The organism is Streptomyces sp. NPDC093600, assembly GCF_044764755.1.
In the GTDB taxonomy this organism is placed as follows: Bacteria; Actinomycetota; Actinomycetes; order Streptomycetales; family Streptomycetaceae; genus Streptomyces.
In genome coordinates this window covers 154,976-177,208 of sequence record NZ_JBIWIU010000010.1, presented here as the reverse complement: position 1 = coordinate 177,208, position 22,233 = coordinate 154,976, and the positions used below count along the sequence as shown (strand labels likewise).

The window sequence follows — 22,233 nt, the reverse complement described above, 5'->3', positions numbered from 1 at the left end:
TGTCCTTTCCCGTTCCCCACCGCTGCCTCGTGCCGCCGCGAACCCGGTCTACGCGCCGGGGATGTCGTCGGCGAGCAGCAGGACGAGTTCCTCGCGTGTCGGCTGTTCGTGTCCGGCGAGCCGTCCGGCCTGGCTCTCGATCATCGCCTCGAACAGGGTGCGCGCGTCGCGTCCGTTGGCGGTTTCGCCTCGTCGGGCGCGCCGTTCGAAGCGTTCGGTGAGCAGCGGCGCGACCTCGGGGGCGAGGCGGTACTCCAGGGCCTCCGCCTGGAGTTCGACGATCCGCGTCAGCTCCTCGGGCTCGTACGCGACGAATTCGATGGTGCGGGAGAAGCGGGAGCGCAGTCCGGGCGTCGAGTTCAGGAACGTACGCATCTCCTCGGTGTATCCCGCCGCGATGACCACGATGTCGTCGCGGTGGTCCTCCATCAGTTTGGTGAGGACGTCGATGGCCTCCTGGCCGAAGTCGGTTCCGGAGCCGAAGGTACGGGCCAGGCTGTACGCCTCGTCGATGAAGAGGACTCCGCCGCGGGCCCGTTCGAAGACGCGCTGGGTCTTCTGGGCGGTGTGTCCGAGGTATTCGCCGACCAGGTCGCCGCGGGCCACTTCGACGAGGTGTCCCTTCTTCAGCGTGCCGAGAGCGGCGAGGATCTGTCCGTACAGCCGGGCCACGGTCGTCTTGCCCGTGCCCGGCGGACCGGAGAAGACGAGGTGGTGGGCGACGGGCGGTACGGGCAGTCCGGCCGCCTTCCGCCACTTCGCGAGCCGGATCAGGTCGACCTGCACGTCGACCTGGTGTTTGGCGGCGTCGAGGCCGACCATGCGGTGCAGGGCGGTGAGGGGGGCGGCCTCGGGCGGGCGTGGAGGCCGTCCGGCGGTGTCGGCGCCCGTGGCATCGGCGCCGGTGGTGTCCGTTCCGCCGGTGCGGACGTCGTCGAAGCGGACGCGGTCGCTCGTCCCGGAGATCGCCTCGCCTCGGAAACCGGTCACCTCGCAGTCCTCGAAGCGGCCGACGACCGAGGCGCCGAGGCGGATGCCGTCGCCCTGGCCGCCGCGCAGCACGGCGTGCGCCACCGACACCCGGCTGTTGTCGCTCGCGATGACGCCGCAGCCGCCGGAGTCGGTGACCGTGAGCCGGTCGACGTCCACGTGCGCGGTCGACACGGTGAGCAGGCCGGCCTCCCCTGGGGTCGTCACCACGCACTCCCGAGCCGAGAGGTACGTGTCGTCGCGGCAGTTGAAGCCGAACAGCGACGCCCGCTCGATGGTGCAGCGCTCGACGGTGATCCGCGCCGTGCCCTCCATGGCGACGCCCGCGTGGGTCACGTCGGTGAGGGTCGCGTCGGTGAGCGTGACGTTGACCGACGCGCCCCTGGCGAGCAGTCCGGTGGCGCAGCTCCGCAGGTGTACGTCGCTCAGCTCGACGGTGGACTCGTCACGGATCAGCACCGCGCTCGACGTGTGGTCGCTGATCCGCAGGCCGGTGAACCGGCCCTGCGCCTTGTTGACGAAGACCCCGAGCCGCCCCTCCTGGAGCCGGCAGTCCTCCACGACGGGCGCGCCGCCGTCCGTGACGCTGATGCCCGTGTCGCCGATCGCCTCCCAGGTGCAGTCCGTGAGCCGCCCGCGGCCCTGTTCGCCCACGCTGACGCCGGTGACACGGCAGTGGTCGAACCGGCTGCCGCGTACGGTCGGATCGGCGCCGCGGGCGATGTACATGCCGTGTTTGGCGCCGGAGACGGTGGTGTCCTCGATGGTGCCGCGCGCCTGGTCGACGAAGGAGAGGGCGGTCGACTGGATGTCGCGGGCGACGCAGCGCGCCATGCGGACCTCGGCGTGCTGGGACGCGAAGACGGCGTGGCTGCCGGTGCCGTGCAGCCGGCAGTCCTCGATGGTGGCGGTGGCACCGGTCACGCTGATGCCGCAGCCGCGGGCGTCGGCCACCTCGCAGTCGGCGAAGTCGGCGTGGGCGCCCTGGGTGAGGGCGACCGCGTCGCCCTTGGCGGCGAGGAACTTCGTGCGGCGCACCGTGGCCCGTGCTCCCGGGAGCGCGGTGCGGCCGACCCGGATCTCGCACTCCTCGATCGTCAACTCGGCCTGGGGCAGCGCTTGTACGGCGTACTCCCCCAGCCCTTCGACGCGGCAGCCGGTCAGCCGGAGGCGGCCGCCGGCGCGCACGGCGGCGGAGGAGCGGTTGACGATGGTCAGGCCGGTGAGGGTGACGTGTCCCGTGCAGTCGACGGTCACCTCCTCGGTCGCCTCGATCACCACGGTGCCCTGCCCCTCTGCCGCGCGGAGCTCGACGGTGCCGGGCAGCGTGAGGGGCTGGGGATAGCGGCCGGGTGCGATCAGCACCCGTAAGGGGCGGGCTCCGGCGTCGACGCGGAGGGCCGAGGCGACGGTGCGGTGGGCGCCGGGCGTGGTGGGCGAGACGTGGAGGGTGAGGGGTTCGCCGGTGGCGGGCGGGGGCGGAACGCGGCCGTCGGCCGTGTCCGCGGACGCGGCGTCGCCGGTACCGGCGGCCGCCCCGCCGCCCGTCCGCTCGCCGGCACCGGCGTCGGGTCCGACCTGGCGAAGGACGGCGGCCAACTGGGCGGGGAAGGCGTCGAGTCCGGTCCCGTACGGCTGATGGAGGGAGCGCAGCGGCATGATCTCGACGAGCCGCCGGTCGGCCTGGGCGGGGAAGGACCGGTGCGGGAGGGCGGCGGGCGGGGACGCGCCCGGAGCGAGCCGCGCGAGGACGGCGGTCGTCGGGCGCGCGGCGGCGCCGCGCCGGGCGAGCCCCGGGCCGGTCGTCACCTCGCTGACCTCGCCCCAGGTCAGTGCGCGTTCGGTGGAGCCGACCCCGATGCGTATCCCCTCCCGGTCCACCCGCAGCAGGCACGGGTCGGCGAGGCGGCGGGTCAGCCGGCCCAGACCCGTCACCGCGACGGTCAGTCCCGCCGTGGCGGCGGCGATCGTCTGCGGGAACCCGATGCCCGGTCCGCCGGCCGCCGCGCCCGTGGCGCACAGGGCGGTGAAAGCCAGGAGCGGCCGTGTCCACAGCACCAGGGAGGCGTACCAGGGCAGCAGTTGTCCGGGGACGGTGACCCCGCCCGACCGGTCGAGGGGCAGCGCGGCGTCCCCGTGCCAACGGCCGCCGACGTGAGACGCGAACAGCTCACCGAGGCGCGCGGGGGTCAGCGACAACCCCCGGGGGTCGAATTCGACGGCCTGCCAGGACGACGACCACTTCGGTGTCCCCCAGGGCGCGAGGCCCGCCGGGGAACCGGCGCGCGGCCGGACCATGAGCCGCCCCCGGAACGCGGCGGGGCCGCCCGCGGCGGGCGTCCCCTCGGCGGGCGGCGCGGTGCGCGGATCGGGCACCAGGAAGACTCCGTCCACCTCGTCCCAGGGGAGCCGGACGCGCCGCCGCCCCCTGCGGAGTTCGAGCCCGTCGGGAGCCACGACGAGCCCCACCGGCACCACGGCCCGCGCCAGGAGCCGTAACAGCACCACCGCCCACACCGCCGCGCCGAGGCCGAGGGCGGCCCTCTGCACCGGCGCGGCGTCGGAGGCGGCCGCACCGAAGGCGCACAGCACCAGCGCGACCGTGACCGGCACCGCGAAGAGGAGCGGTTCTCCGCGCGCCACCCCCGTCATACGGACACGGACGGCCTCCGATGACGCTCCGTCACGGACATCGGAATCAAGCGCCTGTGCCATCACACCCCCGTCGGCATGCCCCCTGCATGTCCGCTCAACGTAACCCGGCGTCGCCGCCGCCCGCGAGCGGTTCATCCGACACACCCGGCCGGTGCCGGTCTCGCCGTCTCGCGGACGCGCGGCGCCGTGCTCACATGCGGGCGTAACCTCCCTTCGGTGTCACGGTGTCGAAGGGCAGTCGTACGACGACGGCCGTGTCCGCGGGGAAGGAGTCGGCCGCCGAGCGCAGCGTCGTCAGCTCGGTGTCCGACAGGGCACGGCGGGCCAGGAAGAAGTCGTCCATCGCGCCCTGGAGCCGGTCGGTGGCGGTTCCGCCGGGGCGGGCGCCCAGCTGGAAACCGCGGACCGCGAAGCTGTCCCCGTACGTCACCGAGCCGGCCGGAGCGGTGGCGGTGGCTCTCGTGCTCGTGCCGCCGTCCGCCGCCGGGCCGTCGACCGACAGCGTCAGCGTGCCGGCCTGGCGGCGCAGGACCACGTGCCGCCAGGTGTCGTCGGCGAACTCCGTCCCGAGAGGGGCTCTCACCTCCACCGTGGTCGTCGCGGTGTCCGTCTGGAGCAGGGCGATGACCTTGTTCTCCGCGGGCACGGCGCGGATCCACAGCTGGCGCTCCGCGGAACCCACCCCGTACGCCCAGGCCAGGACGGGAGTGTCGTTGTCCGCTGCGGTGTAGCGCACCCAGGTGGCGAGTGTGAAGTCGCTCCCGCCGAGGGCCTTGGCGTCGCCGTACGGGAGTTCCACGGCGTCGTCGGTGCCGTCGAAGGCCATGCCGCGGCCGAACGCGCCGGCCGGGCTGAGGGCCGCGCCGCCGTGGACGTAGGCGTGGCCGCAGTGGCGCGAGGAGTCGGGGGTGCCCCGGGTGGTCGCGTCGACGGCGGGCCGCATGACGAGGTGCTCCTCGGTGTTGCCGGGTTCCATGGACCACCACAGGGAGGGGTTCTTCGGCGGGCTCCAGCCCTGCGGGGCGGTGTCGAGGATGTCGGCCACCTCGGCCTCGCTCAGCGCCCGCTTGTAGTAACGGACGTCGTCCAGCCTGCCGTTGAGGACGTCCGACCCGTCGGGCTTCGAGCCGACCCTGAGCCCCTGGGGCGTGGCGATCCCGTCCGTGAAGGAGCCCGTGGAGCCGATCGCCGTCACCACATGGGCGCCGGGCGCGCCGGGGACGATGCCGTCCACGCCGACCGTGAGACGGTCGCCGCTTCGGGTCACGGTGAGCAGGTGCCAGGCGTCGTCGCCGAACGCGACCCGGTCCTGCCGGGGGTCGGGAAGGTCCACCGCGATCGAGCCCTCGGTGGTCTCGGCCCGTGCCACCAGCCGGTCTCCGGAGGGCCTGGCCCGCACCCACAGGGACGGAGCGCCGGAGGTGGATCCGTACGCCCACATCAGCGCGGCGTCCTTGGTGGCCGTGGTGGCGGCGTAGCGGAACCAGAGGGAGAACGTGAAGTCGCCGGCGCCGTTGTCCACGGCGGGTACGTAGGGCACTTCCACGCCCGGCAGGGTGGGGGACACCCCGAGCGCGCCCTTGCCCACGCGCCCTGGGACCAGCACGGTGCCCGACTCCGTACTGGCGCTGCCGAGCACGGTGCCGTCGGCACAGTGGCCGGACACGTCGTCCTGGATGCGGGTGGTGGTCAGGGGCGCGGTGTCGGCGGTGTCGACGACCTGGAAGGGAAGGTGCGCGGCCAGTCCGTCCGCCGCGACCTCGCTCGCGCGCGGGCCGCGCAGCAGCGCTCGCTGCTCCTCGGTGAGGGCGGTGCGGTAGAGCCGGAACTCGTCGATGGTGCCCTTGAAGCCGTCGTAGGGCTGTCCGGGTTCGTCCTCGACCGGCTTGTCCCCGATCCGGACGCCGATGCCCTTGATGTTGTTCTCACGGGGGCCTGCCAGCGCGCCGACGACCTTGCCCTGCTGATGCGCCGCGATGCCGCCGTCCACCTGGAGGGTGACGGTCTCTCCGGTGCGAACCAGCGTCAGGTGGTGCCAGCGGCCGTCACCGTACGCGGGCTTGGCGGTGTCCGGGCCGGTGAGCGCGGCCCACGCCGTTCCGTCGGCGCCCTGGACCCAGGCGAGGATCCGGTTCTGTTCGGGCTGCGCCCTGACCCAGACCTGGGGTGCGCCGGAGCCCTCCCCGTACGCCCAGAACAGTGCCTGCTGCGGCGTGGCGGGGGTCGCCTCGTACCGGAAGAAGAGGGAGTAGGTGACGTCTCCGGTGCCCGGGTCCAGGGACGGGGTGGCGGGGAGGTCGGCGTGGCCGGTGACTCCGTCGAGCTGAAGCCCCTGGCCGAAAGGGACCGGCGTGGGGGTGGCGGGCAGGACGGCTCCCGCGCCGAGGGTGGCGCCGGTACCGAGGTAGGCCTCGTTGGCCTCGGGCGTCACGTCGGGTGTCGTCCGCCCGGGGGCGGGTGTCGGCTGCGGGAGGGCGGACCCCTTGGAGGTGACGCTCGCCGGGAGGCCGAGCGCCCCGGCGGTGAAGCGGTTGAAGTAGATGTGCTGGGCGGAGAAGACGGTGCCGCCCTCGTAGACGAGGCCGAACTCGCCCTTGGCCAGTTCGGCCATGTCGGAGTATCCGGCCCGGTCGGCGAGGACCTTGCTGACCTGGCCGCCGGGGGCGTCGATCCAGGTCACGCCCTTGTCGAGGGAGTAGCGGATCCTCATGCCCTGGCGCAGGGTCTCGTGCGAGGGGCCGGCCATGAGCAGGAGGTCGCCGGGGACCCGCTGGTAGGTCCGGCGCGGGGCCAGGAGGGACACCTGGACGTCGGGGCCCTTCCAGTTCTTCGTCGGCGTGAACACCGGGACGGTGGCGCCGTCGTCGGTGCTGACGGTGTGCATGCGGTGACCGGCGATGTCGTACGGGCTGCGCGCGCTGAGGTAGAGGTCGCCGCCGGGGAGTTCGGCGACGACCGGCTCGCCGGGTTTGAACATCGGATCCTCGGGGTCGGTGCCCGGCGGCGGGTCCGCCAGGTCCTTGGCTCTGAGGAACGAGTTGACCGTCCTGCTCGCCGTCCAGGTGGAGCCGTGGTCGTCGCTGTAGAGGACGCCGGCCCGCTGGTCCTCCGCGCCCGGGGTGCCGCTGACCGTCTCGTACGCGCCGACGATCAGACGTCCGGCGTGCGGGCCGTCGTGGAGCTGGATGCCGTGCGAGGGCCCGGTGCCGAACCAGCCCTTGCCGGACTCCGTCAGGCGGGGCGCGGGCTGGGGTGGCCCGAACGTGATGCCGTCGTCGGAGCTCCGCTGGAACCACGACTTGCGCACGTCTCCCGGTGTCGCCTTCTCGGAGTTGGAGAAGAGGAAGACGTCGCCGTCCCGGTCGGCGACGGGTGAGGGGTTGCCGCGTACGTAGGGGGCCTCGGGGTCGGTCTCGCTGCCGGAGGACACCACCCGGATCGGGCTCCAGGTGCGTCCGTCGTTCGTGGAGCGGCGCATGACGATGTCGATGGGTCCGCGGTCCGAGCACGAGGGAGAGGTCCGTCCCTCGGCGAAGGCCAGGAGCGCACCGGTTCTTGTCGTGACCAGGGTGGGGATGCGGAAGCAGCCGTAGCCGGCGGTCCCGGAGCGGAAGAGGACCTGCTGGGTGCCGAGGGCGGCGCTGCTGGAGAGCTCCGTGCCACTGGCCGCCGCGGGGGACGCGGCGGCCAGGCCGGCGAGGGAGACGAAGGCGAGCAGCGCCGCCATAAGTCTTGTCCGGTTCATGATCGTGACGCTAACCCACCGTCAGAAACCTTGGGGCGCGGTCCGTCGGAGCGCGTGCCGCGGGTCTCGTCCGCGGCGCTGCGGTCCGCAGCGTTGCCGGTCCGCGGCCAGGTCGTCCGCCGCGGGTGTCGGGGCCGGGCCGAGGGGGCGGGGGTGTCGGGGGGCCGTCTCGGCCGCGGGGCCCGGGCCGCGCGGGGGGGCGTCGGGCGCCTGGGCCGCGCGGGGGCGTCGGGCGAGCGTCGCCCTGCCATGACGGGCCAGGGGACGTACCGTCGTACGCAATCGCCTGAAATTGGGCGCATCGGTCGCGTTCAGGTCCGGCGCGACCGGGAAAGCGCGCAAGCAGAAACCTGATCGACCCACTCAGAGTGAGGCAGGTATGACTACGGCACGCGAGATCATGACCGAGGGCGCCGAGTGCGTGAACGAGCGGGAGACGGTCCTGGACGCCGCCCGGAAGATGACCGAGCTGGGGGTCGGCGCGCTGCCGATCTGCGGCGAGGACAAGCGGCTCAAGGGGATGCTCACCGACCGTGACATCGTGGTGAAGGTCCTCGGTGCGGGCAAGGACCCCGCCACCTGTACGGCGGGCGAGCTCGCCCAGGGCGAGGCGGTCACCATCGGCGCGGACGACGACACCGCCGAGATCTTCCGCACGATGGCCGAGCACAAGGTCCGCCGGCTTCCCGTGATCGACGGACACGACCTCGTCGGCATCGTCGCGCAGGCCGATGTCGCCCGCGCGCTTCCCGACCCGCAGGTCGGAGACCTTCTCCAGGCGCTGTCCACGGACTGACCGCCTTACACGACGGGCGGGCGATCGGGCCCGGCCCGTTCCCGGGGGCGGCCCTGTTCAGGGGTCGCCCCCCGCCCTGGGCCGCGACAGCCCCCGGACCGGCGCACCCGCGCCTCCCCCTTCGCGCGTGCCTCCGCCGTTTCGCGCGCCTCCTACGCTTGGCGCGCGCCTCTCCCGTGGCTTTCGCGCGCCTCACCCGTCGCTTTCACCCCCGTACGGCCCAACCCTCGCGCATGTGTCCGGCCGGCCCTTCCGTCGGCCTTCCCGCACGGCTGCCCGCACCCAGGAGAGCCCCATGACCGAGAACCGTCCAGCCCAGGAACAGCCGGCCGCCTCCGGCCGCGACCAGCCGGGGGCGGTCGTCCCCGGGCGCCCCGCCGCCGAGCCGCCCTCGCTCCGGGAACCCACCGCTCCCCATGGACCGCCGCCGCCCAAGCCTGACCAGAGCGGGCCGGAGACGGTCGGCCCCACCGGCCAGGCGACGGGCGAGGACCCCGCCCGCTCCGCGCAGAGCGGTTCGTACCTGACCACGGCGCAGGGGGCGAGGCTGTACGAGTCGGACCACTCCCTCAAGGCCGGGCCGCGCGGTCCGGTGCTCCTCCAGGACCATCACCTACGGGAGAAGATCACCCACTTCGACCATGAACGGATCCCCGAACGGGTGGTGCACGCGCGGGGCGCGGGCGCCCACGGCGTCTTCCAGAGCTACGGGACGGCGAGCCGGGTGACCAAGGCGGCGTTCCTCGCCGAGGAGGTCGAGACGCCGGTGTTCGTACGGTTCTCCACGGTGCTCGGGTCGCGCGGCTCCGCCGACACGGTGCGGGACACCCGCGGGTTCGCGACGAAGTTCTACACCGAGGAGGGGACCTTCGACCTCGTCGGCAACAACATCCCGGTGTTCTTCATCCAGGACGCGGTCAAGTTCCCCGACATCATCCACGCCGGCAAGCCGCATCCCGGCCGGGAGATCCCGCAGGCGCAGAGCGCCCACGACACCTTCTGGGACTTCGTGACCCTCCACACGGAGGCGACCCACCACACGCTCTGGAACATGTCCGACCGCGGCATCCCCCGGTCCTACCGCATGATGGAGGGCTTCGGCGTCCACACCTTCCGGCTGGTCGACGCCGAGGGCGGTACGACGCTGGTCAAGTTCCACTGGAAGCCGAAGCTCGGCGTGCACTCCCTGGTGTGGGAGGAGGCGCAGATCGTCGGCGGGATGGACCCCGACTTCCACCGGCGGGACCTCTTCGACGCCATCGAGGCCGGCGCCTTCCCGCAGTGGGAGCTGGGGATCCAGACGTTCCCCGACACCCCGGAGCAGACCTTCGAGGGCATCGACCTCCTCGACCCGACGAAGATCGTGCCGGAGGAACTGGCTCCGGTGCGTCCGGTCGGTCTGCTGACGCTCAACGCCAACACGAAGAACTTCTTCGCCGAGACCGAACAGGTCGCCTTCCATCCCGGCCATCTCGTCCCGGGCATCGACATCACCGACGACCCGCTGCTCGCCGGCCGGCTCTTCTCCTATCTGGACACTCAGATCAGCCGCCTCGGCGGCCCCAACTTCGCCCAGATCCCGATCAACCGTCCGCACGCGCCCGTCAACGACATGCTGCGTGACGGCATGCACCAGACGGCGGTGCACACCGGTGCGGCGCCCTACCGGCCGAACTCGCTCGACGGAGGCTGCCCGTTCCTGGCGGGGGCGGACACCGGCGCGTACATCGAGACGCCGGTCCCCGTGCCGTCCTCGGTCAAGGGGCGCGAGGCGCCGGAGTCGTTCTCGGACCACTTCAGCCAGCCCCGGCTCTTCTGGCTGAGCATGACGCCGACGGAGCGCGAGCACATCATCGCCGCGTACACCTTCGAGTTGAACAAGTGCTACGAACAGGCCATCAAGGAACGGGCACTGGCGGTGCTGGCCAATATCGACCCGGTGCTGTGCGAAGGGGTCGCGACCGGGCTCGGGCTCCCCGTGCCGCCCGCCACGGTGCCGCTCGCCGCGGCGGAGCCCAGTCCCGCGCTCTCGCAGCTGGGGCGGACATGGCCGCTGAGCGGGCGCGTGATCGGCATCGTCACCGACGGGAACGGCGCCTCGTCCGATGTGCGCTCGGCCCGTGCGGCCGCGCTGGAGGCTGGGATGGTCCCGCTGGTCATCGCGCCGACGGGTGGCACGCTCCACGCCGACGGCGAGTCGGTCACGGTGCAGCGCACCTACGCCACCGCGCGCTCCACCGAGTGCGACGCGCTCTTCGTGGTCGGCGCACCGGCGCCGGGACTGGACGCGACGGGCGCGCGGGACGCGAAGGCCGGCCATCTTCCGGCGGACGCGACACCGGTCGACCCGCGGGTGCTGCTGCTCCTCACGGAGGCGTACCGGCACGGGAAGGCCATCGGCGGCACGGCGGGGGCCGGTACGGCTCTGGAAGCCGCCCGTCTGCCCGCCGACGCCCCGGGAGTCGTCCTCGGGGACGGCCGGGAGGGCGTGTGGGAGGAGCTGGTCCGGCTTCTGGCGGGTCACCGGGTCTGGCAGCGGTTCCCCGCGTCGATCTGAGGTCCGCCCGGTCCCCGGAGCGTCGGCTCCGGGGACCTGCCGCGTCGCGGCGGGGACGGACGAGGTGTCAGGCGACCGTGATGTTCTCGGCCTGCGGGCCCTTCTGGCCCTGGGTCACGTCGAAGGTGACGGCCTGGCCTTCCTGAAGCTCACGGAAGCCCGTGGAGTTGATGTTGGAGTAGTGTGCGAAGACGTCCGGGCCGCCGCCGTCCTGGGCGATGAAGCCGAAGCCCTTCTCCGAGTTGAACCACTTCACGGTTCCGCTGGCCATGGGTGTTGCCTCTCCATTCGATGTCGGGACCGCACCGCGCGGACCCGGAGGTGATCGCCCTGGTCCTCAGGCACTGCACGGCAAAGCGCCCGCACCGAAGCACGGGCGCCGGGTTTGCGAACCACGACATCTGAGGACGACGCTACACGGCGGAACCGCTTGTTGCCAGAGAGCAACGGTTTCGTCGTGGACGTCGTTTCCCTCGCCATGGACGTGCCGGCGGCGCCGTTCGCCCACGTCGGAGCTAGTCCTGGACCTTCTTCCAGGCGGTCGTGCCGAGCAGTCCCGTCTCGCCGATGTCCAGTCCGCCGTCCGGCTGAACGGTCTGGCGCGGCGCCCCCGCGGCGGGGGCGATGTCGACGTGGACGCCGCTCCCGCGCAGGGTCGCCGCGTCGACGGCGGAGTACCGCCAGACGAAGACGCTGCGCGCCGACTCGCCCGGCCTCAGGGTCACGGGGTGCGGTCCCGGGTCGTCGAGGCTCGTGATGGGTTCCGGTCCCTTCAGGACGGTCACGTCCATGGGCCGGCCCTCGACGTCCCGTACCCGTACGTCCGGGTAGCCGTTCAGCCGCTGTTCGCCCGTACCGCAGCGGGTGAGCGTGACCGGCATGGCGCGCAGTCCCATGGACGCGTTCACCGCGCCGGTGGACACCCGTAGGCCGGAGGGCGGGCACTCCTCGACGGCGGTGGCGGCGGGGTCCGGCGCGGCGGGGGTGGAGGCTCCGGGCCGTACGGCGGGCGAGGGGGCGCCGGTGGCGGAGGGCCGGGGCGGTGTCGCGGTCCGGGTCCTGGCGGGGTCCACCTCGCGGTCGATCTCGGCGGCGAGGCCGCAGCCCGGGGCGAGGGCGGCGAGAGCCACCAGGAGGAGCGTGCGCCGTACGGGTGGTATGCCGGTCATGCCATGATCATCACACGCGTTCGTCGCCGCTCCGGCCCGCCGGGGTCCCCTCCGCGCCGGCCAGGTCCGGCGCGGGGGCGCGGGCCGCGATGGCGTCGAGCATCAGGTCGAGCGCGAACCCGAAGTTGGCGTCGTCCTCCACCGATGCCAAGTAGGGGGCTGCCGCCGCGATGTGGGGGTGGGTGGCGGCGGGCACGGCGGCGTACGCGCCGGTCCAGGCGGACTCGTCGGCGTCACGCGCGCGGGGGTCGAGCGTGGAGTAGGTGGCGTCCATGCACGACCAGCCGAGCACGAAGTCGACCAGCGCGCGGTAGTGGCGTACGGCCTGGTCGGGCGGGAAGCCGGCGTCGGCGAGGGCGGCGAGGATCGTCTCGATCACTCGCATCTCGGCGGGCCGTCGGGTGATGCGGACGGTGGCCAGTACGGCGGCGCGCGGGTGCGCGAGATAGACCTTGCGGTTGCGGATGAACAGCGTCCGCAGGGTCTCCCGCCAGTCCTCGGAGGGCTCGAAGCCCTCGATGCTCTCTTCGAGCAGATGGTCCGCCACCGCGAGCAGCAGATCGTCCTTGTTGCGGAAGTGCCGGTAGAGGGCGGTCGGGTCGGCGCCGAGGCGGGCGCCGATCCGCCGGAACGTCAGGGCGTCGGCGCCTTCGGCGTCCAGGAGCCGGAGGCAGGCCTCGACGATGACACGGGGGCTGAGGGAGGGCCTGGGACGGCCCGAGGGGGCGGCTGCGCCCTTCGCGGTCGCGGTCTGCTTCCCCGTACGTGACGCCACTGCGCACTCCCCTCGCTCCGGACGGCTCCATTGTGCCGCCCCGCCCGGAGTGAACGATGTTGTCAACGCTGTTGACTTCACCGGCGCCCGACTGCCACGCTGCCGACCCGTCGGCACGCCGACCCGTCCCTTTCCAGGAGGACCCCCTCTGATGAGCCACGCGGATCTCGTCTTCACCTCAGGCTCCGTGATCACCATGGACCCCGTGCGCACCGGCGCCACGGCGCTCGCCGTGACCGGGCAACGCATCACGGCGGTCGGCGGCGAGGAGGTGCGCGAGCTGATCGGGCCGGACACGCGGGTGGTCGATCTGGCGGGGCGCGCGGTGCTGCCCGGCTTCCAGGACGCTCATGTGCACGCCGTGTTCGGCGGGCTCGAACTGGGCGCCTGCGACCTGACGGGAACGACGGACGTGGCCGAGTACCGGCGGCGGATCGCGGCCTACGCCGCCGCCCACCCCGAGCGTCCGTGGATCACCGGGGGCGGCTGGTCGATGGAGAGCTTCCCCGGCGGCATGCCGACCCGGCACCTGCTCGACGACCTCGTGCCCGACCGGCCCGTCCTGCTGGCCAACCGGGACCACCACGGCGCCTGGGCGAACACCCGCGCGCTGGAACTGGCCGGAGTGACCGCGTCGACCCCCGACCCCGCCGACGGGCGCATCGAGCGCGAGGCCGACGGCATCCCCTCGGGAATGTTGCAGGAGGGCGCCGTCGAACTCGTCGGCAGGGCGGCCCCGCGGCCCACGGAGGAGGACCTGCTGGACGGGCTGCTGCGCGCCCAGCGGCTGCTGCACTCGTACGGCATCACCGCCTGGCAGGACGCCCTGCTCGGCGCGTACGGAGGCCACCCGGACGTCTCCCCGGCCTACCACACCGCGGCCCGGCGCGGACTGCTCACGGCCCGGGTCAACGGCTCCCTGTGGTGGGACCGGGACGCCGGCGCGGAGCAGATCCCCCGGCTCGTCGAGCGCCGCGAGACGCTGCGGGCCGGCCGGTTCAGGGCGGAGACCGTCAAGATCATGCAGGACGGCATCGCCGAGAACCACACGGCCGCCATGTCCGCGCCGTACAAGGACTCCTGCGGCTGCGCCACCTCCAACTCCGGCCTCAGCTTCGTCGACCCGGTGGCACTGCGCGGGTACGTGACCGAGCTCGACGCGCTGGACTTCCAGGTCCACTTCCACGCGCTGGGCGACCGGGCCGTGCGCGAGGCCCTGGACGCGGTCGAGGCCGCCCGGAGCGCCAACGGGCCACGCGGGAACCGGCACCATCTCGCCCATCTCCAGGTCGTCCACCCGGCCGACGTGCCGCGCTTCGCGGGGCTCGGGGCGGTCGCCAACCTCCAGCCGCTGTGGGCGGCCCACGAGCCGCAGCTGGACGAGCTGACCACGCCCTTCCTCGGCGGCGAACTCGCCGACTGGCAGTACCCCTTCGGCGACCTGCACCGCGCGGGCGCCGCGCTGGCGGCCGGGAGCGACTGGCCCGTCAGCTCGGCCGATCCCCTGGAAGGCATCCACGTCGCGGTCAACCGGATCCTGCCGGACGGCGACATGCCCCCGTTCCTGCCCCGGCAGCGGCTCGGCCTGACCACCGCCCTCGCCGCCTACACGGCGGGCTCCGCGTACGTGAACCGGCTCGACGACACCGGCGTGCTGCGGCCCGGCCACCTCGCGGACCTGATCGTCCTCGACCGCGATCCGTACACGGTGGATCCGTCGGCCCTCGCCTCCCTGCGCGTGGAGGCGACGTACGTCGGTGGGGAGCGCGTCTTCGGCGAGTGAGGCGAGTGGGACGACGCCGGTGGCGGGAACGCGAGGAGGGGCCCGGCGGATCGCGTCCGCCGGGCCCCTCCGCGCCCTGTCTCGGCCCTTGCCTCAGCCCTTGCCGCGTCCGCTCATCGCGTCGCGCAGACGGTCGACCATGCCGACGCCGGGGGCGAGCAGCTTGTTGGCCGGCGGGGTGTCGGGGGCGGACGGGTGCGGCCGGGTCGGCGCCATCTTCTTGGCCTGGCGGACCTTGTCGCCGAGTTCGTCGAGCATCTCGGCCGAGCACATCTCCCGCAGCCGGGGGAAGAGGTTGTTCTCCTCGTCGGCAATGTGTGCCCGGATCTCGTTCATCAGCTTGATGATCAGCTCGTCGAACCGCGGATCATCGGCGTCACAGCCCTCCAGATCCTTCATCGTGCGCTCGGCGGCGGCGTGGTCCTGGAGCTCCTTGTCGGCGATGTCGGAGCCCTGGGGAAGGTGCTCGCGGACGGCCGGGTAGAGGTAGGACTCCTCCGCGACGGAATGCCGGACCAATTCCATGGTGGCCTGGTCGGCGTACTGCTTTCTGCGCGGGTCACCCGAGGGAAGTTCCTCGATATTGGTGAACAGCTCTTCGACCTCTTCGTGGTCGGTGGTGAGCTCTGCGATGACGTCGCCGCCGTGTCCCATGCGTTTCTCCTTTTCGCGTTGCCTCCGTGGGATTCCCAATGAAACGCGGTCGGCAAGTGGGGGCGCGCATTACGCCTCATTCAGCGTGTCGCCGCCCCTCATTTCGGGTGTCGCGCGTCGGCGATGATCACCGGTGGTTCGGTCGCGCCGTTTCTCGCGTGATCTGCGCCATTTCAGGAGGGGAGTCGGGCCGGTTATGGTGCAGGCGTTTCCGCTCCCCGATCCGTCCGGATGGTCAGCCCGTGCCCGCAGATTCCCTTCTGTCACCGCTCATAGCGGCGACGACGCAGTGGCTCAACCGCGCCTATCCGTCCGGGCCGGGGGCGCTGCAGCGCGGTCTTGCAGAGGCGCAGGCCCGGCAGGCGGTGACCGTGGCGGCCTGGCTTCGCTACCCGACGGACCTGGACATGGAGCTGGTCGCCCTGTCCGGCCCCGGGGGCACCTCCCGCCTGGACTGGATCACCGGAGCGGACGGCACCCGGCCGGAGGACACGGACGCCTGGCGCACCTGGGTCGACGAGGTGGTGGCCAGCTGGGCGGCGTGCCTGCTGGGCTCGCCCGCCCTGGCTTCCGCCGCGGCCGAAGCCGTCCGCGCGGAGCGCGGGGAGGCAGCGCCCGTCGCCTTCCGGCGTCTGACCGAGCCGGGCGAGCAGGACCGCCGGGCGGCCGGTCTGCTGCGCCATCCCGACTTCCTCGCGCCGATAGCCGACCTCCATCGCGCGCAGCTGCTGACCCGCCTCCAGGCAGCCGGGAGCACCCTCCCGGCCTGAGGACCGGAGCCTGGGGACCGAAGATGAGCGCCGGGCCTGAGAGCCGGGCTGAGAGCCTGAGCCCGCGGGTTGGTGTTCGAGATTTGCCGGTGCATCGGGTTTGGTACGCGATCTGTCGGCAACGCTCCCCTCAGACACCAGCGCACCACGGGAGGCGGTTTCATGATCCAGATGTCCATACCGCTGGTTCCCACCGCCGACGGGGGTCTGCTCATTCCGGCCGGTCATGTCACCGCCCTGCTGCGCGGCCTCGCCGCCGACTGGGTGCGGTCGGGCAGCTCCGGGGAGATGCGCGGTGACGAACAGACCATTCGCGACCTGGCGGCCGTGCTGACCGAGCTCGCCGATCAGGTCGACGTGGAATGCATCGGGTTCGCGTCGGAGAAGGACGACGGGGCCTGAGCACGGCCCCGGGCGACCGCCCCGTCGTCCGGCGCTCCCCCGCCCGAGTGGCCTCTCCGCCGTGTCGGCACGCGGGCGACCCGCCCCGGTACGAGGATGTGCCCCACGCCTTCCGACTGGCAGGAGCCCATCCCATGCTCGAACGCAAGCGCCGCAAGGGCGGCAAGCCGCACACCGAGGTCACCTTCGTCCTGCCGGCGGACACACCGCCCGGGCCGGTCAGCGTCGTCGGTGACTTCAACGGCTGGAGGCCCGGCACGCATCTGCTCCAACCGCGCAAGGACGGCACCCGGGCCGTCACGGTCACCCTGCCGGGGGAGAGCACGCACGCCTTCCGTTACCTGGCCGCGGGCGACTACTGGTTCAACGACGAGGGGGCCGACGCGCTGGAAGGGCCGAACAGCCTCGTGCGTACCTGAGCCGCTGCGGACCCCTCCCGAGCCGCGCGCGCCCTGTCGGCGCGCTGCCGCGAGTACCGTGGGAGGGGTTCACGGGTCCTGTGAGGCGGATGAGGTGACTGTCGTGTCGACTTCGAGTCACGAGACGTTCGGGGCACCGTGCTGGGTCAGCCTCATGGCCCCGGACCTCCGCGCCACCCAGGACTTCTACCGCGCCGTTCTGGGGTGGGAGTTCCGCGCCGCCCACCTCGGGGACGGGTTCTCCATCGGTTTCAGCGACGGCGTCCCGGTCGCCGGCATCGGCGCGCTGGCGCCCACGCTCTCGATCCCCGTGGCCTGGACCCCCTACTTCGCCGTCGAGGACGCCGACGCCACCGCCGCGCGCATCCTCGAACGCAGCGGGACCGTGGCCGTCGGGCCCCTCTCCTTCGGCACCGGCCGCGCGGCGCTCGCAGCCGACCGCGAAGGGGCCACCTTCGGGATCTGGCAGGGCAGCGCCATCCCCGACTGGGGCATGGGGGACGAAGCCGCTCCGGCCTGGCTCGAACTCCGTACCAGGGACGCTTTCGACGCCGCCATCTTCTACGGCGAGGTCCTTGAGTGGGCCTGTGACCAGCCCGGCTGCTGCGAGGTCATGTACGTGGAGGAGGACAACAACATCCTGTTGCGCCACGGCCGGCAGACGGTGGCCCGGCTGCACAGCGGGGCTCTGGCGGAGGCCCCCGACCCGCGCGTCCGTCCCCGCTGGCACGTCCACTTCCGGGTCCCCGACATCGAAACCGCCGTCAAGACGGCCCAGGGGCTCGGCGGCCGGACCCTCTCCGACAGCCCGGTCGATCCGCTGACCCGCGGCGTCACGCTGCGCGACCCCGACGGCGCGCTGTTCGGTCTCGCCACCGCCGCCGGGCCGGTGCCCGCCTGAGCGGACGGCCCGCGCAGGCCGCGCCCGACATGCGGGGCGCGCGGTGGGTGGGAAGACTGAGGACATGGCGAACAAGGCAGCACTGGAGGGCGGCCCGGACGATCTGCGGGAGCGCATCGTCACCCTCACCGCCCCGGACGAGGACCTCAAGATTCCGCACCGTGGCGGCTACGAGCACTTCAGGGCCACGGCGCGGCGCCAGGACAGCCCTGAGGGGCAGCTTCCGGTCTACGAGTGGTGGGAACGCACCGAGATCGCGGAGTGATGGGGCGGGCGACGCGGAGCGACGGGGATCCCACGACCGCTCAGCGGCATGCCGTGCCGAGGTCGGGCGCGAGGTCGAGGACCTGTTCGACGCCCGTGAGCCGGAAGAGCCGGCGCAGATGGTGCGGGAAGGGGCCGGCCAGGACGAGGCGTTCGTGCTGGTCGTGGGCGGCGATCAGCAGATGCAGGAACGTGGAGTCCCCGAACTCGACCTGGGACAGGTCGAGGACCGTGCGGACCTCTCCGGCGGCACGGCAGTCCGCGAGCGCCTGACGCAGACAGCTCACGGTGTCGATGTCGAACTCCCCCGACGCCCTCAGTACGCGGAGGCCGGGGACCACCCCGGCCGAGCGGACGACCCGGGCCCTGCCGCTGGGCTCGGTGTACGTCCGGCGGTCGGTCAGGGTGACGAGACGCCGGTCGGCGTTGCGAGGTGGGTTGTGCGGTGTGCTCATGGCTGCCTCGCCGGAGGAGGGGAGCCACTCGACGGCTCGCCTCGATTCTCCCACTCCGCGGGACCGCCGTCCCCTCGTCGCCTCTCCCCCACCGGACCTCCGGCGTCAGCCGACGGTCTCCGTGGGGGCGAGTTCCGTCGTGGGGCGGCGGTTGCCGATCCCCCGGTAGACGACCGGGACCCGGTGCATCAGGACGGGCGGCAGGCAGTTCTTGGCGTCGACCACGACCCGGGGCTCCGCCATCCGGGAGGCGAGGTCGTCCCAGTCGGCTTCGACGACCTGGGGCCACTCGGTGAGCACGAGGGCGGCCTGGGCACCGGCGACGGCCGCGCGCAGGGCGGTGTGCGGTTCGGCCCGGGGCGAGAGGTGCCGCAGTTCGTCCGGGGTGAGTCCGGGGTCCCAGAGCCGTACGGCGGCGCCGTGTTCCTGGAGCAGGGGCAGGAGGGTACGGCTGGGCGCGGCCCTGAGGTCGTCGCTCCAGGGCTCGTACCGGACGCCGAGGACTGCGACCTCCACCCCGCTCAGATCTCCGCCGACGCTCTCCTTGAGCAGCCGCAGGATGGCGCCGGGCTGCTGGAGGTTGGTCTGGACGGTGGCGTCCAGGAGGGGCGTCGGGATGCCGCGCTCCGCTGCCCAGCGGGAGAGCGCGGTGGTGTCCTTGGGCAGGCAGGAGTCGCCGTAGCCGGTTCCGGGCTGGAGCAGGGCGTGGCCGATGCGCGGATCGAGGCCCACGCCCTGGATCACGTGGTCGATGTTGATGTCGGGTCCGGTGCACAGTCGGGCCAGCTCGTTGGCGAAACTGATCTTGGTGGCGAGGAAGGCGTTGCTCGCGTACTTGATCATTTCCGCGCCGGCGGGCGTGGAGGTCACCCAGGGGCAGGTCACCGACCGGTACAGCTCGCGCAGCCGGTCGAGGGCGGCCGGGTGGTGCGCCCCGGCGACGATCCGGGCCGGGGACTGCCAGTCGTCGAGGGCACTGCCCTGATTGAGGAACTCGGGGTTGCAGACGAACCGCTGCCGCAGCTCCGGGTACTCGCCGAGCAGCATGTCGCTGGTGCCGGGCGGAACGGTCGACTTGAGCACCACCAGCGGCGCCCCCGCCAGTTCGGCGGCCTCGCCGACCGCTGCCAGGACCTGGGAGAGGTTCGCCGTGCCGTCGGCGGCGGGCGGGGTCCCGACGCAGATCAGCACCGCGTCGAGCGGGTCGGCGACGACCGCGTCGGGGAGGTCCTCGACGAAGTCGAGCCGGCCGGTGCGCAGCACCGCCGTCATCTGCTCGACCAGGCCGGGCTCGACGACCGGGGGCTCACCGGAGCGCAGGCACGCGAGCCGCTCCGCGTCCTGTTCCACTCCGAAGACCCGGTGCCCCTGCTGTGCCAAGGCGACGGCACCCGTCACACCTACGTAGCCCTGACCCACCACCGCTGCCCGCATCGCCGCTCCCTCGGGGCTCGCCCATTCCTTCTCCTCCCACGAGAGCACGAACGGTGACGGGGCGGCCTGTTTTGATGGCCCTACCTGGTACGGGAGCGGTGCGGGCGGGCCTCGTCTCAGTCCGCCCCGGAATGGCGGCGCATCGGGCCCCAGGCGCCGTTCTGGCCGTTCACGACGGCCTCGGCCTCCTTGATGACGGCGTCGGCCACCCAGCCGATCGGTGCGACGTCGCGCACCAGCGGCTCGTTGTCGGGCCCCCGCCCCGCCTCGGTGCCGCGCAGCAGCCAGGGGCGGACGCCGGGTCCGCGTTCGCGGGGCAGGTGGGAGTAGTCGTGGAGGCGGCGCGCCGCCCAGAGGCGGAGCGGCCGGTCCTCCCACCACGGCTCGGCGTCGAGCGGGTTGGCTGAGAGCCCGGGGAGTTCGAGGCCCGTGAGCCCGTCGCGGCTGCCCTTCTGCGCAAGGTCGACGGCCGGGCCCCGGGACCACCTGATGTACAGCCCGCTGCGGGCGGAGAGGAATCCGGCGAGCTCGTCCAGCGATCCGATGACGGGCAGGTCGGGTGCGGCGGTCAGGTCGTCGGGGTCGTTCATGGACGGCGGCTACCCGGGCCCGTCCGGCGTTACGCGTGGCTTCGGGAGGTCCCTGTCAGGCGGTCCGGCGCGGGGCCCACGCGGCCGCCGCCCGTGGGATCCGGCGGGGGGCCCGTAGCCGTTTCCACCCGCGCCCGAGGTTGGCGTACGGTACCCCGTTTCGGCCGGTCCCGAACGGGCAGCAGCGCCGCTGACAGACGTACCCGGAATCGACCGAGGGGGCGGCCCCGATGTCAACAGGGACGCTACTCGCCATCATCATCCCCGCCGTGGTGGTGATCGCACTGATCGCCGTGGCGCTGGTGGCCGCACGACGACGCCGCCGCCTCCAGGACCGCTTCGGGCCGGAGTACGAACGGACCGTCGAGGACGCCGGCAGCCGCAGGGCCGCCGAGCGGGAACTCGCCGAGCGCGAGAAGCGCCACGATTCGCTCGAACTGCGGCCCCTGCAGAGCAGCGAACGGGACAGGTACGCACGGGAGTGGAACGGCGTGCAGGAGGAGTTCGTCGACCGCCCGCAGGAAGCGGTCCACGACGCCGACCGGCTCGTGACCGCGCTCATGAAGGCGCGCGGCTATCCCACCGAGGACTTCGACCAGCAGGTGCGGGACCTCTCCGTCGAACACGGCCGCACGCTGGAGCACTACCGGGCCGCCCACGAGATCAACGCGCTCAGCACCCGTCAGCAGGCCACCACCGAGCAGCTGCGCGGGGCGATGGTGCACTACCGGGCGCTGTTCGACGAGTTGCTCGCCGAGGGCCACCGGTCCGACTCAACCGGTTCCTGATCCGTCCGCGGAAGCGGACGACCGGGGGCGGACGGCGGAGGACGGACCTACGAGGCGGCGTCATCACGAAGCGACGTCATGACGAGGAGACGTCATGCAGCACAACGACATGCCGGACCGGGCCGACGAGAGCGGCCTGACGACCGAGGACATCGCCGGCTTCGGTGACCCGGAGGCGGCAGGCGCCGGGCAGGAACCCGAAGCGCCTGCGTACCCGGGCGAGGCGGCACGAACCACCGACGAGACGACGGCGGACGCGACACTGGGCGAGCCCTACGGCGAGACTCCGGGCGAGCCCTCCGGCGAGACCGCTGCGGAGACCCGGGGTGAGCCCTCTGGCGAGACCGCGGACCGGCCCTCCGAGGAGACCGCGGGTGTGACCACGGCCGAGACCGCAGGCGGGACCGCAGGCGGCACGGCCGGGGGAACGTCCGACGAAGACGTCCCGGAGCTGCTGTCGGCGCAGGACGTGGACGCGTTCCGCTCCCGCTGGCAGGAGATCCAGAACCAGTTCGTGGACGACCCGCGCGAGGCCGTCCACTCGGCCGACGGCCTCGTCGCGGACGTCATGCGGACGCTGGCCGAGACCTTCGCCGACCACAAGAAGGGCCTGGAAGGCCAGTGGAACCAGGGCGAGCAGGCCGACACGGAGAGGTTGCGGATGGCCCTGCGGCAGTACCGGTCGTTCTTCAACCGGCTCCTGACGAAATAGGCGGAAGGACAAGGAGAGGGGCCGGCCCCCGCCCGACGGGCGGGGGCCGGCCCCCTCGCGGTCCTCACCGGCAACGTCAGGCGTGCCGGCGTGTGCGCCCACCGGTGAACAGCCGGTAGAGGGCGAGCAGGATCATCGAGCCGATGATCGCCGCGATCCAGGTGGACAGTTCGAAGAAGCCGTCGATCGACTCGACACCGAAGAGCACCTTGCCCAGCCAGCCGCCGAGCAGCCCGCCGGCGATGCCGATCAGCATGGTGATGATGAGCCCGCCGGGGTCCCGGCCCGGCATGAGAGCCTTGGCGATCAGACCGGCCAGCAGTCCGATGACTATCCAGGCGATGATGCCCATGGTGGTCCTCCTTCAGGGCTTG

General features: G+C 72.7%; 20 protein-coding genes. 10 read left to right on the top strand and 10 right to left on the bottom strand.

The genetic code is table 11. The annotated features are described in order from the left end of the window. Positions 1 to 48: 48 nt before the first annotated feature. Together ACIRB4_RS24070 and ACIRB4_RS24065 are read right to left on the bottom strand one after the other, a co-directional pair. Positions 49 to 3,642 (bottom strand): right-handed parallel beta-helix repeat-containing protein, encoded by a 3,594-nt coding sequence (locus ACIRB4_RS24070; RefSeq protein ID WP_403294206.1) that lies wholly within the window; start codon positions 3,640 to 3,642, stop codon positions 49 to 51. Positions 3,643 to 3,835: 193 nt separating this feature from the next. Further along, positions 3,836 to 7,390: a LamG-like jellyroll fold domain-containing protein gene (locus ACIRB4_RS24065; RefSeq protein ID WP_403294205.1), complete on the bottom strand. Its 3,555-nt coding sequence runs from the start codon at positions 7,388 to 7,390 to the stop codon at positions 3,836 to 3,838. A gap of 379 nt (positions 7,391 to 7,769) precedes the next feature. Here ACIRB4_RS24065 and ACIRB4_RS24060 point away from each other — a divergent pair, with 379 nt between their 5' ends. Then, complete coding sequence (locus tag ACIRB4_RS24060; RefSeq protein WP_403294204.1) at positions 7,770 to 8,186, top strand: CBS domain-containing protein; 417 nt, start codon at positions 7,770 to 7,772, stop codon at positions 8,184 to 8,186. Between the two features lie 295 nt (positions 8,187 to 8,481). Continuing rightward, positions 8,482 to 10,743, top strand: a complete 2,262-nt coding sequence (locus ACIRB4_RS24055) for a catalase (RefSeq protein WP_403294203.1) — start codon at positions 8,482 to 8,484, stop codon at positions 10,741 to 10,743. A gap of 67 nt (positions 10,744 to 10,810) precedes the next feature. Here ACIRB4_RS24055 and ACIRB4_RS24050 read toward each other — a convergent pair whose 3' ends face one another. From ACIRB4_RS24050 to ACIRB4_RS24040, 3 genes are all read right to left on the bottom strand, one after another. Further along, positions 10,811 to 11,014, bottom strand: coding sequence for a cold-shock protein (locus tag ACIRB4_RS24050; RefSeq protein WP_356889295.1), 204 nt, complete (start codon positions 11,012 to 11,014; stop codon positions 10,811 to 10,813). 244 nt (positions 11,015 to 11,258) lie between these two features. Beyond that, the gene (locus ACIRB4_RS24045) at positions 11,259 to 11,912 is read right to left on the bottom strand and encodes a DUF4232 domain-containing protein (RefSeq protein WP_403294202.1); all 654 of its coding nucleotides are present in this window, start codon (positions 11,910 to 11,912) and stop codon (positions 11,259 to 11,261) included. A gap of 10 nt (positions 11,913 to 11,922) precedes the next feature. After that, entirely contained in the window at positions 11,923 to 12,687 is a 765-nt protein-coding gene (locus ACIRB4_RS24040; protein ID WP_403294201.1) for a TetR/AcrR family transcriptional regulator, read from the bottom strand. A 151-nt stretch (positions 12,688 to 12,838) separates the two neighbouring features. Between ACIRB4_RS24040 and ACIRB4_RS24035 the strand changes: the two genes are divergently transcribed. Then, positions 12,839 to 14,470, top strand: coding sequence for an amidohydrolase (locus ACIRB4_RS24035; protein ID WP_403294200.1), 1,632 nt, complete (start codon positions 12,839 to 12,841; stop codon positions 14,468 to 14,470). 93 nt (positions 14,471 to 14,563) lie between these two features. Here ACIRB4_RS24035 and ACIRB4_RS24030 read toward each other — a convergent pair whose 3' ends face one another. Then, complete coding sequence (locus ACIRB4_RS24030) at positions 14,564 to 15,124, bottom strand: hemerythrin domain-containing protein (protein ID WP_403294199.1); 561 nt, start codon at positions 15,122 to 15,124, stop codon at positions 14,564 to 14,566. Positions 15,125 to 15,366: 242 nt separating this feature from the next. Here ACIRB4_RS24030 and ACIRB4_RS24025 point away from each other — a divergent pair, with 242 nt between their 5' ends. The 5 genes from ACIRB4_RS24025 (at position 15,367) to ACIRB4_RS24005 (ending at position 17,881) form a co-directional block, all read left to right on the top strand. Next, positions 15,367 to 15,894, top strand: coding sequence for a hypothetical protein (locus tag ACIRB4_RS24025; protein WP_403294198.1), 528 nt, complete (start codon positions 15,367 to 15,369; stop codon positions 15,892 to 15,894). 162 nt (positions 15,895 to 16,056) lie between these two features. After that, positions 16,057 to 16,296 (top strand): DUF6213 family protein, encoded by a 240-nt coding sequence (locus tag ACIRB4_RS24020; RefSeq protein ID WP_403294197.1) that lies wholly within the window; start codon positions 16,057 to 16,059, stop codon positions 16,294 to 16,296. Positions 16,297 to 16,430: 134 nt separating this feature from the next. Further along, positions 16,431 to 16,715 carry an isoamylase early set domain-containing protein gene (locus tag ACIRB4_RS24015; protein ID WP_403294196.1) on the top strand — a complete coding sequence of 95 codons (285 nt, stop codon included), beginning with the start codon at positions 16,431 to 16,433 and terminating at the stop codon, positions 16,713 to 16,715. 154 nt (positions 16,716 to 16,869) lie between these two features. Then, a complete protein-coding gene (locus ACIRB4_RS24010; protein WP_403294321.1) occupies positions 16,870 to 17,616 on the top strand; it encodes a VOC family protein in 747 nt (248 codons plus the stop codon). 64 nt (positions 17,617 to 17,680) lie between these two features. Continuing rightward, on the top strand, positions 17,681 to 17,881 hold the full coding sequence (locus ACIRB4_RS24005; RefSeq protein ID WP_403294195.1) for a DUF5988 family protein: 201 nt from the start codon (positions 17,681 to 17,683) through the stop codon (positions 17,879 to 17,881). 40 nt (positions 17,882 to 17,921) lie between these two features. Here ACIRB4_RS24005 and ACIRB4_RS24000 read toward each other — a convergent pair whose 3' ends face one another. The 3 genes from ACIRB4_RS24000 to ACIRB4_RS23990 all read right to left on the bottom strand — a co-directional run bounded on the left by ACIRB4_RS24000 (position 17,922) and on the right by ACIRB4_RS23990 (position 20,359). Continuing rightward, positions 17,922 to 18,335 (bottom strand): STAS domain-containing protein, encoded by a 414-nt coding sequence (locus ACIRB4_RS24000; protein WP_403294194.1) that lies wholly within the window; start codon positions 18,333 to 18,335, stop codon positions 17,922 to 17,924. A 105-nt stretch (positions 18,336 to 18,440) separates the two neighbouring features. Beyond that, positions 18,441 to 19,769: a UDP-glucose dehydrogenase family protein gene (locus ACIRB4_RS23995; RefSeq protein ID WP_403294193.1), complete on the bottom strand. Its 1,329-nt coding sequence runs from the start codon at positions 19,767 to 19,769 to the stop codon at positions 18,441 to 18,443. Between the two features lie 116 nt (positions 19,770 to 19,885). Then, positions 19,886 to 20,359 (bottom strand): DUF6098 family protein, encoded by a 474-nt coding sequence (locus ACIRB4_RS23990; protein WP_403294192.1) that lies wholly within the window; start codon positions 20,357 to 20,359, stop codon positions 19,886 to 19,888. Positions 20,360 to 20,589: 230 nt separating this feature from the next. Between ACIRB4_RS23990 and ACIRB4_RS23985 the strand changes: the two genes are divergently transcribed. Together ACIRB4_RS23985 and ACIRB4_RS23980 are read left to right on the top strand one after the other, a co-directional pair. Continuing rightward, positions 20,590 to 21,147, top strand: coding sequence for a hypothetical protein (locus ACIRB4_RS23985; protein WP_403294191.1), 558 nt, complete (start codon positions 20,590 to 20,592; stop codon positions 21,145 to 21,147). 94 nt (positions 21,148 to 21,241) lie between these two features. After that, positions 21,242 to 21,859, top strand: coding sequence for a hypothetical protein (locus ACIRB4_RS23980; protein ID WP_403294190.1), 618 nt, complete (start codon positions 21,242 to 21,244; stop codon positions 21,857 to 21,859). Positions 21,860 to 21,935: 76 nt separating this feature from the next. Here ACIRB4_RS23980 and ACIRB4_RS23975 read toward each other — a convergent pair whose 3' ends face one another. After that, positions 21,936 to 22,211: a GlsB/YeaQ/YmgE family stress response membrane protein gene (locus ACIRB4_RS23975; protein ID WP_403294189.1), complete on the bottom strand. Its 276-nt coding sequence runs from the start codon at positions 22,209 to 22,211 to the stop codon at positions 21,936 to 21,938. Positions 22,212 to 22,233: the final 22 nt, after the last annotated feature.